General features: G+C 76.2%; 13 protein-coding genes and 1 riboswitch. Of the genes, 7 read left to right on the forward strand and 6 right to left on the reverse strand.

Translation table 11 applies throughout. The features are described 5' to 3' along the window. Window positions 1-19 precede the first annotated feature (19 nt). On the reverse strand, window positions 20-1,246 hold the full coding sequence (locus ABRQ22_RS00990; protein ID WP_353708264.1) for an MFS transporter: 1,227 nt from the start codon (window positions 1,244-1,246) through the stop codon (window positions 20-22). Window positions 1,247-1,363: 117 nt separating this feature from the next. Between ABRQ22_RS00990 and ABRQ22_RS00995 the strand changes: the two genes are divergently transcribed. The 6 genes from ABRQ22_RS00995 to ABRQ22_RS01020 all read left to right on the forward strand — a co-directional run bounded on the left by ABRQ22_RS00995 (window position 1,364) and on the right by ABRQ22_RS01020 (window position 4,982). After that, the gene (locus ABRQ22_RS00995; protein WP_253054218.1) at window positions 1,364-2,068 is read left to right on the forward strand and encodes a DUF1361 domain-containing protein; all 705 of its coding nucleotides are present in this window, start codon (window positions 1,364-1,366) and stop codon (window positions 2,066-2,068) included. Between the two features lie 33 nt (window positions 2,069-2,101). Beyond that, the gene (locus tag ABRQ22_RS01000; RefSeq protein WP_253054216.1) at window positions 2,102-2,800 is read left to right on the forward strand and encodes a hypothetical protein; all 699 of its coding nucleotides are present in this window, start codon (window positions 2,102-2,104) and stop codon (window positions 2,798-2,800) included. Beyond that, window positions 2,797-3,468, forward strand: coding sequence for a hypothetical protein (locus ABRQ22_RS01005; RefSeq protein ID WP_353708265.1), 672 nt, complete (start codon window positions 2,797-2,799; stop codon window positions 3,466-3,468). Before ABRQ22_RS01000 ends, ABRQ22_RS01005 begins: the two co-directional genes overlap by 4 nt. Next, the gene (locus tag ABRQ22_RS01010) at window positions 3,465-4,019 is read left to right on the forward strand and encodes a hypothetical protein (protein WP_353708266.1); all 555 of its coding nucleotides are present in this window, start codon (window positions 3,465-3,467) and stop codon (window positions 4,017-4,019) included. Before ABRQ22_RS01005 ends, ABRQ22_RS01010 begins: the two co-directional genes overlap by 4 nt. A 214-nt stretch (window positions 4,020-4,233) precedes the next feature. Further along, window positions 4,234-4,560, forward strand: a complete 327-nt coding sequence (locus ABRQ22_RS01015) for a hypothetical protein (protein ID WP_353708267.1) — start codon at window positions 4,234-4,236, stop codon at window positions 4,558-4,560. Beyond that, window positions 4,557-4,982 (forward strand): GntR family transcriptional regulator, encoded by a 426-nt coding sequence (locus ABRQ22_RS01020; protein WP_353708268.1) that lies wholly within the window; start codon window positions 4,557-4,559, stop codon window positions 4,980-4,982. Before ABRQ22_RS01015 ends, ABRQ22_RS01020 begins: the two co-directional genes overlap by 4 nt. Here ABRQ22_RS01020 and ABRQ22_RS01025 read toward each other — a convergent pair. Both ABRQ22_RS01025 and ABRQ22_RS01030 read right to left on the reverse strand, forming a co-directional pair. Beyond that, complete coding sequence (locus ABRQ22_RS01025) at window positions 4,971-6,398, reverse strand: hypothetical protein (RefSeq protein ID WP_353708269.1); 1,428 nt, start codon at window positions 6,396-6,398, stop codon at window positions 4,971-4,973. The two genes, ABRQ22_RS01020 and ABRQ22_RS01025, sit on opposite strands and share 12 nt — an antisense overlap. 73 nt (window positions 6,399-6,471) lie before the next feature. After that, window positions 6,472-7,071, reverse strand: coding sequence for a TetR/AcrR family transcriptional regulator (locus ABRQ22_RS01030; RefSeq protein ID WP_353708270.1), 600 nt, complete (start codon window positions 7,069-7,071; stop codon window positions 6,472-6,474). A gap of 77 nt (window positions 7,072-7,148) precedes the next feature. Here ABRQ22_RS01030 and ABRQ22_RS01035 point away from each other — a divergent pair, with 77 nt between their 5' ends. Then, window positions 7,149-8,324 (forward strand): FAD-dependent monooxygenase, encoded by a 1,176-nt coding sequence (locus ABRQ22_RS01035; RefSeq protein WP_353708271.1) that lies wholly within the window; start codon window positions 7,149-7,151, stop codon window positions 8,322-8,324. A gap of 94 nt (window positions 8,325-8,418) precedes the next feature. Here ABRQ22_RS01035 and ABRQ22_RS01040 read toward each other — a convergent pair whose 3' ends face one another. The 3 genes from ABRQ22_RS01040 to ABRQ22_RS01050 all read right to left on the reverse strand — a co-directional run bounded on the left by ABRQ22_RS01040 (window position 8,419) and on the right by ABRQ22_RS01050 (window position 12,288). Further along, on the reverse strand, window positions 8,419-8,697 hold the full coding sequence (locus ABRQ22_RS01040; RefSeq protein WP_253054198.1) for a DUF4235 domain-containing protein: 279 nt from the start codon (window positions 8,695-8,697) through the stop codon (window positions 8,419-8,421). Between the two features lie 184 nt (window positions 8,698-8,881). Next, window positions 8,882-11,416, reverse strand: coding sequence for an FtsX-like permease family protein (locus tag ABRQ22_RS01045; RefSeq protein WP_353708272.1), 2,535 nt, complete (start codon window positions 11,414-11,416; stop codon window positions 8,882-8,884). Then, the gene (locus ABRQ22_RS01050; protein ID WP_353708273.1) at window positions 11,416-12,288 is read right to left on the reverse strand and encodes an ABC transporter ATP-binding protein; all 873 of its coding nucleotides are present in this window, start codon (window positions 12,286-12,288) and stop codon (window positions 11,416-11,418) included. The genes ABRQ22_RS01045 and ABRQ22_RS01050 overlap by 1 nt, the downstream gene beginning before the upstream one ends. Window positions 12,289-12,465: 177 nt before the next feature. Continuing rightward, window positions 12,466-12,570: riboswitch (TPP riboswitch) on the forward strand. Window positions 12,571-12,648 lie beyond the last annotated feature (78 nt).

A 12,648-nucleotide genomic window follows, 5' to 3' on the forward strand; every position in this document is an offset into this window, starting at 1 on the left:
CCATCGAGGCCGCGGGTCGCTACGTCGCGGCGGCGCGGCGGACGGGGCCGAGGGTGAACAACAGGGTGAGGAGAGCGGTGAGCGCGAGGAGCGCGAAGCCGAGGCCGTAGGTGCCCTCGAGCTGGTAGACGACGCCCATGAGCAGCGGCGGGATGAACCCGCCGAGGCCGCCCGCCGCGCCCACGAGGCCCGTGACCGCCCCGACCTTCTCGACCGGCGCGACCTTCGAGACGAGGGCGAACGTCGCGCCCGACGACGCGCCGAGCGCGGCGGCGAGGCCGAGGAACGCGATCGTCCCGACCGGCACGAGCGACGGCTGGAACGCGACGACCGCGGCGAGCGCCGTGACGACGGCGAAGCACCCGACGGAGACGGGCACGCCGCCGAACCGGTCGGACAGCGCGCCCCCGACGGGCCGCATGAGGACGGCGAGCACGACGAACCCCGCGGTGCGGGCGGCGGCATCGGACGCGGTGAGGTCGTAGGCGTTGACGAGGAACGTCGGCAGGTAGACGGAGAACGCGACGAACCCGCCGAACCCGACGGCGTACAGCCAGGAGAGCTGGAGGGTGGCGGGCAGGCGGAACGTCGCCCAGGTGCGGGCCCAGAACCCGCCCGCGGGGGCGGTCGCGCGGCCGGGCGGGACGCGCAGCAGGAGCCACGACACGACGGCGAACACGGCGAGGACGGCGGCGACGAGGAGGAACGGCGCGGCGTCGCCCCACGCGTCGCGGATGCGCACGGTGGTGAAGGCGGAGATCGCGGTGCCGCCCATGCCCATGCCGAAGATCCCGACGGCGGTGCCGCGGCGCGCGGGCGGGTACCAGGCGTTGACGAACGGGACGCCGACGGCGAAGGCCGTCCCGCCGAGGCCGAGGAAGAAGCCGCCGACGAGCAGCGCGACGAAGCTGTCCGCGACGAGCCCGACGAACAGCACGGGCAGGATCGTCAGGGCGCTGACCAGCGGGAACATGATGCGCGCGCCGTAGCGGTCGGTGAGCGCGCCCACGGGGATGCGCCCGAGGGAGCCGACGACGACCGGGACGGCGACGAGGACGGACACCTGGACGTCGGTGAGGTGGTAGAGCTGCCCGTACGCCGCGCCCAGCGGGCTGATGAGGGCCCATGCCCAGAAGTTCACGGCGAACCCGATCGTCGCGAGGACGAGCATCAGGGTCGGGGAGGTGGACGAGGAGGTCGTCGTCGGGGCGGGGCCCGCGGTCCCGCTCGCGTGCTGCTGCGCCATGGCGACTCCTGGTGGGAGGTGCCCGTCGTCGGGCACGGGGAGGTCGTTGCGTCGAGCGACTCCACGCTAACGACGCTCGTCGCGCCCCGCGCGGCGAACCACCCGTACCGTGGGGGCGTGCTCGACTGGCTCTTCGGGGGCGTGGCCCTGCTCAACGTGTACGCGCTCGCCCTCGTGGTGCTGCGCGCCCCGCTCTACCGCACGCGCCTGTACCGGCCGATGCTGCTCAACATCGGGCTGTCGATCGCGCCCGTCATCGTCCTCGGGCTCGTCGTCGTCCTCGACGCCGTGCTCATCGCGGGCGGCGCCCCGCCGTGGGTGGTCCTCACGGTCGCGGGAGCGGGGTTCCTCGTGTGGCTCCTGCTGCTGCCCAACGCGGGGTACCTCGTCACGGAGCTCAACTACAGCCACCGGCAGGAGGGCGAGGACGTCCCGCTCTGGTACGACATCGTCGCCGTGCTCACGCTCGCGATGTCGGGCGTCATGAACACGGTCGTCAACGTCTTCCTCGCGCAGGCGCTGCTCGCCCTCGTGCTGTACCCGAACGACGACGACCCGTTCCGGCACGCGTCCTCGTGGATCGCCGTGCTCGTCGTGCTCGCGCTCGTGTCCGTGGGCATCTACCTGGGCCGGTACGTGCGCTTCAACAGCTGGGACCTGGCCCACCCCGTCGAGTTCGTGCGCAAGCTCGGCACGCACTTCCGGGCCCGGGGCGCCGTGCGCGCCGCGCTCCTGTTCGTCCTGCTGCACACGCTGTTCTTCGCGTTCATGTACGCGATCGTCATGGGACCCGTCACGACGCTCCTCGTCCGCGGGGCCTGACGGGCACGCCGCCAGCCCCGTAGGATGCGCGCCGTGACGTCGACCGCGCCGAGGGCCGCCCGCAGCATCCCGCTGCTCCGCGCGGTCGTCGGGACGTGGCCCCGCCGTGTCGCGTTGGCGGTCGTGCTCGGCCTCGTGGCGGGGACGGCGGCGGCCGGCGGGTTCGCGCGGCACGTCGCCGCCGAGGCGGGGCCCGCCCACGCCGCCGCGGGGGAGCCCGTCCCGACGGGACCGTTCGACCTGACGGTGCGGTCGTGGTCCGTGACGGACGCCGTGCAGGTCTCCGCGCTCGAGGACTCCGGCGCCGACGCGTGGCTGGTCGTGGTGGTGGGTGCGCTGGACACCGACCGCGAGCCCCGACGTCTGGACCGCACCGCCGTGACGCTCCCCGACGCGCTGCCGGGCGGGCTGGCGCTCGCGGGCGACGCGGAACCGGACCGCCCGGACCCGACGCTGCTCGTGCGCGACGCCTCGGTCTACCCCGAGCTGCAGCCGGGCCTGGCCGAGGACGTCGCCCTGCTGTGGCCCGTGACGGTCCCCGAGGGCGGCGCGACGTCCGCCGCCCCCGACGAGCCCCTCACCGTCACGGTCCCGAGCTTCCGCTACCGCGACATGACGGTCGGCGGCGGGCGCCGGTGGGCCGAGACGGGCGCCGTGGTGCTCGTGGACGTCCCGCCCGGCGACGTCCCGCCGGAGATCGTGGACCCGCCCGAGGACGAGGAGGCGTGGTGACCGAGCCCACCGTGGACACGGCGACCACCCCGGCGACCGCGGGCGATCCCACGACCGCCGGTAAGCCCGCCGCGCCCGGGCGCCCGCGGCGTGCGGACGTCGTCGTGACCGTCGTCCTGCTCCTCCTCGCCGTGGGCGTCGGGGCCGCGGTGGCGCGCGTCGACACGTGGTGGCCCACGCTCACGGCGACGACGACGCGCGGCGGCGTCGGCGAGGTCGTCACCGCGGGCCCGCTGCGCGTGCGCGTCGACGACGTGCGCACGGGCACGGTGCTCGAGGACGGGTTCGACACGCTGACGACCGACGGCGCGTGGGTCGCCGTCGATCTCGCGGTGTCCGGCACCACGAAGGAGGCCGGCATCGAGGCGCTCGAGCTGCGCGACGCCGCGGGGCGCGACCACGCGGCGTCGCACCGCGCGAGCAACACGATGATGAGCACGTTCGTGGACCCGGACGTCCCCGAGGCCGGGACCGTGGTCGTCGAGGTGCCCGGGCGTGCGCTCGACGGGGACGTCGTGCTGCGGGTCCTCACGGAGCACGACGACGCGGACATCGACCGCCCGCAGGCGGTCGCCGAGATCGACCTCGGTCGCCTGGAGCGGCCCGCGGCCGACGCCGTCGTCGACGTGGTGCGGCCCGCGCTCGTCCCCGGGGGGTGGGACGGATGAGCGGGAGCGTGGGGTGGTGGCGCGCGAACCGGTGGTGGCTCGTCGTGCTGGCGGGGGCGCTCGCGGCGCTCGGCACCCTCACGTGGCGCTCCGACGCGGTGCAGGGGTGGTGGGCGTCGGCGCCGCACCGCGCCCACACGGCCGACGCCGAGGGCTGGGCGCAGGTCGGCGACGTCCGGGCGCGACTCGCCGGGCTCGAGGAGGTCGACTGGCTCGACGACGGGTACGGGGACCGCATCGAGGCGCCCGACGGCTACACGCTCTGGGCCGCCGACGTGTCGCTGCGGTCGGACGCGCCCGACGCCCCGGCGAGCGAGGAGGAGACGTACTCGTCGTGCGAGGTCGTGCTCCTCGACGACGCCGGGCGCGAGTTCACGGCGGGCGCGTCGGCGCTCCCGGGCATGCCGTTCCCCGAGGCCCCCGTCTGCACGGGCGCCGTCTCGAGCCGCAGCACGCAGTACTTCCTCACGCCCGACGACGCCGTACCCGCCGAGGTGCGTCTCGTCGAGCCGGAGCTGCTCCCCGCCTACTGGTCGCTGCCCGCGTCGTGATCGGGTGCCCGGCCCTGCCGGGCCCGCTGACCTCGAAGAACCTTGCAGGAGCGGGCGACCGGGTCGAGCATCCGAGCCCGTAGCTCGCCGACCTCGGGCTCGCCACGCTCGGCCGCGGCGAGTCGTGGATGCTGGGGAACCCGTTGCCGTCCCCCGTCGCCCTCGCGGTCGACGTCGCGCTGCTCGCCGCGGCCGTCGTTGCCGCGCTCCTGTGGTGGGACGGCCGACGTGCCGTCGTCCCGAGCTCGGCGGGGCGGCGCGCGGTGCGGCACTCCGCGGTGACGAGCGCCTCGTCCTGGGCCTGACGCTCGGCGGGCTCGTCGCGCTGGCCGGGCTCTCGCTGCGCTGGCTGGGGCTGGGGAACGGCGACGGCGTGCGGAGGGGGCCCGGGCTCAGCCCGGGACACCTCCAGGCCGGGAACGCCCTGCTCCTCGTGGCGCTGGCGGTCATGGTGGTGGCGATCGTGGTCCTGCTCTGGCCGGCCCGCGACCCTGCGCCGACGGCGGCGCCCGCGCGCGAGCCGGCGGGGGCGGTCGCGTGAGCCTCGCCGTCCGCATCGACCTGGACTCCCCGACGCCGCACTACGAGCAGCTCCGCGCCCAGCTCGCGGCCCTCGTCACGGCGGGCGACCTCGCCGACGGGCAGCGCCTGCCCACGGTGCGGGCGCTCGCGAACGACCTGGGGATCGCGCCGGGCACGGTCGCGCGGACCTACCGCGACCTGGAGGCCGCCGGGCTCGCCACGACGCGGCGACGGGTCGGGACCCTCGTGACGGCTCCGGCCGCGACGCTGTCGCGTGCGGCGGTGACGGACGCGGCGGCGCGCTTCGTCCGCCTGGCACGCGACCACGCGCTGACGGACACCGAGATCCGTGACGTCGTCGCGGCGGCGCTGCTCGTCGAGGGGCGGCCCGACGACGACCGGTCCGGTGACGACCTGTCCGCGACGGTCTCAGCCGGCTGACGCGCCGTCCGCCGTCGTGCCGGCCCCGGCCCCGACCGCCGCGCCGACCGCCGTGCCGACCGCTGTCCGGGACCGGGCCACGCGCCGCGTCCGCAGCGCCGACGGCAGGCCGAGGCTCGCGAGCAGCGCGTCCGCGGCGGCCGCGAGCAGCACGGTCGTGAGCACCTGCACGACGACCGTCGCGACGATCTCGAGCGGGCCGACGAGCGCGCGCCAGGCGACGATGCCCGGCTGGCCGACGACGGCCTGCGCGGCCGTGTAGACGACCTGCTCGCCGAGCGTGAGGAGGGCGAACGCGACGCAGAAGAGCAGCACGGCGCTCCACCGGCTGCGCCACAGCATGCCGACCGCGCCCACGAGGCCGCCGAACCGCCGGCCGGGGTCGAGCATGAGCTCCCACGCTCTGCGCGCGCCGCTCTCGCCGAGCGTCCGGTTGAACCGGTCGACGACGCGCGTCGCGCGGCCCGCCGGCTCGCCGCCGCCCTGCGTCGCGTGCGCGGGGTCGACGACGTCGATCGCCTCGACGCCGTAGACGATCGTGCCGAGGGTGAGCCAGGCCAGCGGCACGACGAGGCCGGTGACGACGCCCGCGAGGAGGAGCGACGTCGTCGGGCCCAGGGCGTCGACGAGCGGCTTGAGCACGTCGACGCGCGCCACCACGCCGTCCCACCACGTCGTGGTCTCGACGACGACGACGCGCGACGTCCACCACTCGCGCACGCGGCCGACGACGGCCGTCACGGTGAACGCGCCGACGACGATCCACACGACCTCGCAGTAGCCCGCCGCGATGCGGACCGCGGCCGAGCGTGCGCTGCGCCGCGTGTCGCCGCCCGCGGCGGAGATGCCGCGGTCGACGCGCTTGGCGAGACGTTCGAGCAGCGTCCGGGCGAGCAGCGCGCCCGCGACGACGAGCACGACCGTGAGCCCGAAGCCCTCGGGGATCGGGCTCGCCGTCTCGATCCCGGACCCGGCCGCGAACGCGTGGTCGAGCGCCGCGGAGTCGATGTACGACTGCCAGTCGGACGAGAGGCCGCCGTAGAACTCGTAGATGACGAGGTACGGGACGAGGACCGACGCGATCGAGCCGAGGAGCGCCCGGACCTCGAGGCGGTCGCGCTCCGTCCGCGGCTCGCGGCGCAGGACGTGCAGCATGACGACGATCCCGACGACCGTCGCGAGCGGCGAGAAGCACAGCACGAGCAGGCCGAGCACGCCGGACGACGGGGCGACCGCGAGCGCCGCCCGCAGCGCGAGCTCGTGCACGACCTCGGCGAGGAGCGCGACCGCGACGAGCGCGGGCCAGTGCCGGGACAGCAGGCGGCCGGCGTCGGCGAGGACGCGCGCGCCGGATCGCAGGACCGGGTCCTGGGGGACCGGCGTGGCGCTCGCAGGGGTTGCCGGTGGGGCCGTCACGCGCGCCAGGGTACCGGGGCGGGAGCGCCGGGCGCTGCCGGCCCGCGAGCGCCTCGCCCGCGGGCGGTGGCGGTCACGTCGGCGGGGCGGACGGGTCGGCTCCGAGTGCTCCCCGCACGATCGCGCGGGCGAGGCGGCGGGTCGTCTCGCGGTCGACGTCTCCCGGGGCGTTGACCAGGGAGAACAGCGCGCCGCCGTAGAGGGTGACGAGCAGGGGGATCGCGTCGGGCGGGACGTCGAGCCCCAGCGTGGCGTGCTCGTCGGCGGTGAACGCGGTCGCGACGGAGCCGAGCCGCGCCAGCGCCGTGGCGAGCGCCGGGCGGCGGCGCGCCTCGAGCTGGAGCTCGAAGATCGCGAGGTACCGCTCGCGCGACGTCGTGACGGCGTCCTCGAGGGATGCGGCGAGGAGCTCGGTCAGCGGCTCCGGGGAGCCGGAGACGTCGAGCGTCCGGTCGATCCGCCGCATGGCGGCGAGGTGCTGGTCGACGACGCGCTCGGCCGCGGCGACGAGCAGCTCCTCCCTGCTGCGGACGTAGTTGGCCGCGGTCCCTGCCGGGAGCCCTGCGGCGCGCTCGACCGTGCGGTGGGTGAGGCCGTGCACGCCGTCCGTGGCGAGGAGGGCGACGGCGGCGTCCGCGAGAGCGGCCCGCCGCCCGGGGTTGGTCCTCGGCATGGCTGCCAGTATGGCAACATCTGTACTACAACGCCCGTAGTGGTATGCGCCTCGGGCTCGTCGACCTGGAGGCACCCATGACCCCTACCGCGATCGTCGTCGGAGCCGGGATCGCCGGTCTCGCGTCCGCGATCTCTCTCGCGGGCACGGGGTGGGGCGTCACCGTCCTCGAGCGCTCACCCGCGCTGGGCGAGGTCGGCGCGGGTTTCGCCATGTCGCGCAACGCGGTCGCGGCGTTCCGCGGCCTCGGGTTCGACGACGACGCCGTCGCCCGGCTCGGGTACGCGACCTGGGCGGGCGGGACGTGGGACCTCTACGGGCGCCCGATCCTCACGCTGCCCGGCACCCCCGCGGTGCGCGCGTCCGTCGAGCTGGTCGGCGTCCACCGGCGTCGGCTCCACGAGGCGCTGCACCGCCGGGCGACCGACCTGGGCGTCGAGATCGTCACGGCGACGCCGGTGACCACGCTGGATCCCGGCGACCCCGCCGGGTCGCCCGCCGTCGTCGCGGGTCGGGAGGCGGACCTCGTCGTCGGCGCGGACGGGATGCGCAGCGCCGTCCGCGCGACCCTGTTCCCGGCGAGCGTGCCGGTGTACAGCGGCTACTCGAGCTGGCGCGCGATCACCCCCGGTGCCTGGGGCGCGAAGGCCCTGACCCAGTACTGGGGCGCGCACGCGGAGTTCGGCCTGCTGCGCACCGCCGCCGACGAGACCTACTGGTACGGCTACGTCACGATGCCCGAGCGGACGCGGCTGGACGACGAGCTGGGCGCGGCCCGTGAGCGGTTCGCCGGGTGGGCGCCGCCGGTGCAGGAGGTCCTCGCCGCGACGTCGCCGGACGCCGTCCTGCGCCACGACGTGCACCACCTGCCCGGCGGCCTCCCGCGCTACGCGACGGGCCGCGTCGTCCTGGTCGGCGACGCCGCGCACGGCACGCTCCCGACGATGGGGCAGGGTGCGGCGACGGCGCTGGAGGACGGGCTGTGCGTCGGCCTCCTGGTCGGGTCGCCCGTCGCGGCGGGCGGTCGGCTCGCCTTGGCGCTCGCGGGGTACGACGCCGCGCGCCGGCCCCGGTGCCGGGCGCTCGCCCGGGCATCGGTCGCGACGGGTCGCTTCGGCTCGCACCTCGGCGGCGGCTGGCGGCAGACCGTCCGGAACGGGCTCATGCGCCTGACCCCGGCCTCCGCGGTCACGCGCGGGGCGCGCGCCGCGATGGGCTGGACCCCGCCCGATCCGGCACCCCCGGTGCGCTGACCCAGCGCCGACTCTCGCCGTCGGGTACGCCGAACCCGGGGTCCCTCCCCACGTCGCGACGATCGTGAGGAACGACCCCGGGCTCGAGCGGCGGCTACGACGCGCGCGACGCGAGGCGGGCGACGACGCGCTTGGCCTCCTTGCCGGCGAACCGGCGCGCGAGGACGCCGACGCCGGCGGCGACGGCCGCGAAGGTGACGGCGGAGACGATGCCGACCTCCTCGTCGTCGAGGTCCTTGGGGGCGTCGTGACCCGTGACCTTCGCCCAGACGAACGTGACGAGCTTCTGCGCCACCCAGCCCGCGGCGAACGTGAGGGCGACGGTGCCGACCTTCACGGCCAGGGTCTGCTCGGTCTCGGTCGTGTCGGCCACGAGGGTCCTCCGTGAGTCGGGGCGCCGGTCGGCGCGGGCGTGCTCCCACCGTAGTGCGAACCGTCGGCGCCCGCGTCGCGCGGCGCGCGCACGTGGCCACGGCCCGACGTCGCGAGACGCGAGAAGTGGCCCTCTGGAGGCCACCGTGGAGGGCCACTTCTCGCGTCTCGTCACCGCCCTCGCGTCATTCCTGGCTCACCGCGTCGAGCACGGGCAGCCGGGCCGCGCGCGTCGCGGGCCAGACCGCCGCGACGACCCCGACGACGGCGGCGAGCGCGAGCATCGCCCCGAGCTGGGCCCACGGCACGGCGAGGGTCGTGAAGCCCTCGTCCGCGAGGACGGACGGGAGCGCGGCGGCCAGGCCGGTCCCCACGACCAGCCCGACCGCCGTCCCGAAGACCGCGACCAGCACGGACTCGATGACGATCGTCGTGGCGAGCTGGGCGCGCCCCAGCCCGACGGCGCGCAGGAGCCCGATCTCGCGCGTCCGCTCGACGACGGACAGGGCGAGCGTGTTGACGATCCCGAGCACCGCGACGAGCACGGACAGGCCGAGCAGCGCGTAGACGATCGCGAGGATCGACTCGACCTGGGACGCGACCTCCCCGGCGAACTCGTCGGCGTCGAGCACGCTCGCGACGACGTAGGGCGCGACGGCCTCGGTCACCGCGCCCCGCACGGCCGCGAGGTCGGCGCCCGGCTCGACGTCGAGGAACAGCATCTCGGGGGTCGTCGCGCCGACGGCCGAGGCGACGTCCGGCGGCAGGAGCATGTCGACCGAGAACGCATGGGAGTCGATCACGGCGCCGATGCGGACCTCGTGCGCCGGGAGGTCGGGCCGGGTGGGGTCGGCGATCGTCACGACGTCGCCGAGCGCCCAGTCGTGCTCGTCGAGCGCGTCCGCCATGACGGCCGCCTCGCCGCGCGCGTACGCGTCGAGGTCGCCCTCGACGGCCGTCGTGCGGACCGAGCGGCCGAAGCCCTCGGCAGGGAACCCGACGACGAGCTGCGGCTCGCCGTCGACGGCGACCTGCCCGTACGTCGTGAGGTCGACGGACGCGACGCCGGGCACCGCGCGCACGTCGGTCGCGACGCCCTCGGGCAGGTACGGGGTCGCGGACCGGACGACGAGGTTGGCGGCCGTCTCCTCGTCGACGATGCCGGTCACGGACTCGCGCGCCGAGAGCGCGAGGACGGACGTCGTCGACACGAGCGCCATCCCCACGACGAGCGCCCCTGCGGTCGCGGCCGTGCGCCGCGGTTGGCGCGTCACGTTGCCGCGCGCGAGCCCGCCGAGCGGCCGGACCAGCGCGACGAACGGCGCGGCGAGGACTCCGAGCACGGGACCGACCGCGAGCGGGGAGAGCAGCAGCACGCCCGCGATCACCCCGACGGCGCCGAGCCCGAGGAGCGGCGCACCGCCGCTCCCGACCACCGCGGCGCCCACCACGAGACCGGTGCCGGCGAGCAGGGTCAGCGTCCCCGCGACCACCCGGGCGACGCCCGGGCCGGCGGGCCGCACGACGTCGGCCCGCATCGCCTCGACGGGCCGGACGAGCGCCGCGTGGCGCGCGGGCAGGGCCGCCGCCACGACCGACACCACCACCCCGACGACGAGCGGGACCACGATCCCGGCCGTCGTCACGGGCAGCGACCCGGCGAGCTCCATGCCCACCGCGCCGAGCCCGGCCCGCGCGAGCTCGGCGAGCCCGAACCCGGCCGCGACGCCCAGCACCGCGCCGACGACCCCGACGACCGCGGCCTGCCCCAGCACCGAGGCGAACACCTGCCCGGGCGACACCCCGACGGCGCGCAGGAGCGCGAGCTCGCGCGTGCGGCGGCGCACGTGCATCGCGAACGTGTTGGTGATGATGAACGTGCCGACGAACAGCGCGAGCCCGGCGAACACGAGCAGGAACGTCGAGACGAAGCCGAGCTGGTCGGCGACGGCGCTGCTCGTCTCGGCGCGCAGCTCCGCGCCCGTCACGGCCTCGGCGCCGTCGGGCAGCGACGTCGCGACGGCGTCGCGCAGCGCCTCGGGCGAGACGCCGTCGGAGGCGTGCAGGGCGATCGACGGCACCATGCCGTCCGGCGCGTACGTCGCGGCCGCGGTCGCCGCGTCGAGCAGGACGATCGTCGCGCCCGCCATGGGCGCGGACAGGGAGAGCTCGCCGACGACGCGCACCGGGCGCACCGCGTCCCCGAGCACGACGTCGGTCGTGTCGCCCACGGCGAGCCCGGACGCCTCGAGCGTCGCGGACTCGAGCGCGACCTCGCCGCCGTTCTCCGGCGCCCGGCCGTCGACCACGCGCGGCCCGGGGTCGCGCGGGTCGTACCCGACCGCCATGCTCGGCGCCTGGGTGCTCAGCACCGCGGTGCCGTCGGCGCCCACCAGGACGGCGGGGCCGCTCACCTCCGCGAGCGCGAGGTCGACGTCGTCCCGCGCGTCGAGCGTGCCGGCCAGGTCCGCCGGGACGAGGCTCCGTGCGCCGCCGAGCTGCGCGGACGACGACTCGAGCGCGGACCCGGCGCTGGCCGCGCCGCGCACGTACGCGTCGGCCTGGATCGACGACGCGACGATGCCGTCGAAGGTCGAGGCGAGCATCGCGCGGAGCGCGAACGTGCCGGTGACGAACGCGACGCCGATCGTCACCGCGAGCACGGACAGCACGAGCTGTGCGCCGTGCGCGCGCACGCCGCGCAGCGCGATCCGGCCCATCATCGGACGGTCGCCGGTTCGTGCGCCGGGCCGGCGGCGTGCGCGCCCGCGGACGCCGCGGGCGTGAGGGCCCCGAGCGTGTCGAGGACGGCCTGCGGCGTGGGTTCGCGCAGCTCGGTCACGAGGCGCCCGTCCGCGAGGAACAGCACGCGGTGCGCGTACGACGCCGCCGTCGGGTCGTGCGTGACCATCGCGACGGACTGGCCGAGGTCGTCCACCGAGGCGCGCAGGAAGCCGAGCACCTCCGCGGCGGCGCGCGAGTCGAGGTTGCCGGTCGGCTCGTCCGCGAACACGACCGCCGGCCGGGACACGAGCGCCCGCGCGCACGCGACCCGCTGCTGCTGCCCGCCCGAGAGCTCCGCCGGGCGGTGCCCGAGCCGCGGGCGCAGGCCGACGGCGTCGACGACGCGGTCGAACCACTCCCGGTCCACGGGCCGGCGCGCGACGGCGAGCGGGAGCACGATGTTCTCCTCCGCCGTGAGCGTCGGCACGAGGTTGAACGACTGGAAGACGAACCCGATGCGCGTGCGTCGCAGCCGCGTCAGCCGTCGCTCGCTCATCGCCGAGACCGTCTCGCCGTCCACGACGACGGTCCCCGCCGTGGGGGAGTCCAGCCCGGCGAGGCAGTGCATGAGGGTCGACTTGCCCGACCCCGACGGGCCCATGATCGCGGTCAGGCGCCCCCGTTCGAGGTCGACGTCGACGCCGTCCAGGGCGCGGACCGCGGCCTCGCCGCGCCCGTAGGTCTTCACGATCCCCCGCGCGGTGGCGATCACGGGCCGCTCCGGCGTGGTCCCGGCGGCACCCGCGGCGTGCTCGGCGGGCGCGGCGACGGTCGTCCTCACGCCCGTCGTCCCAGGTCTGCTGCTCATCGGTCCTTCCCCTCCTGCGTCGTCGGCCGGGTGTCCCGGTCCGGTCGTCTCGACCCTCCCGCGGCGGTGCGCCCCGGGGCATCGGGGACCGGCCCGGAACCCCTCCCTTGTCGCCGCGGGTCCGCGCTCAGGGTTCTCTCAGGGGGATTCCCCAGGCGCGGCCCGGTGTAGGCTCGACGGGAACGACAGGGGAGCTCCTGGAGGAGCTGAGAGTGCGGACCACCGCAGACCCTCGAACCTGATCCGGTTAGCACCGGTGGAGGAAGTCGGGAATCTCGATCACCTGCTCGTGCGGTCGCCCGCGCTCGCGGGGCACGGTCGCGCGGGCCGGTGAACCCCTCCTGAACGTCCTGGGAGGAC

The sequence above is a fragment of the Cellulosimicrobium sp. ES-005 genome, assembly GCF_040448685.1.
GTDB lineage: Bacteria > Actinomycetota > Actinomycetes > Actinomycetales > Cellulomonadaceae > Cellulosimicrobium > Cellulosimicrobium cellulans_G.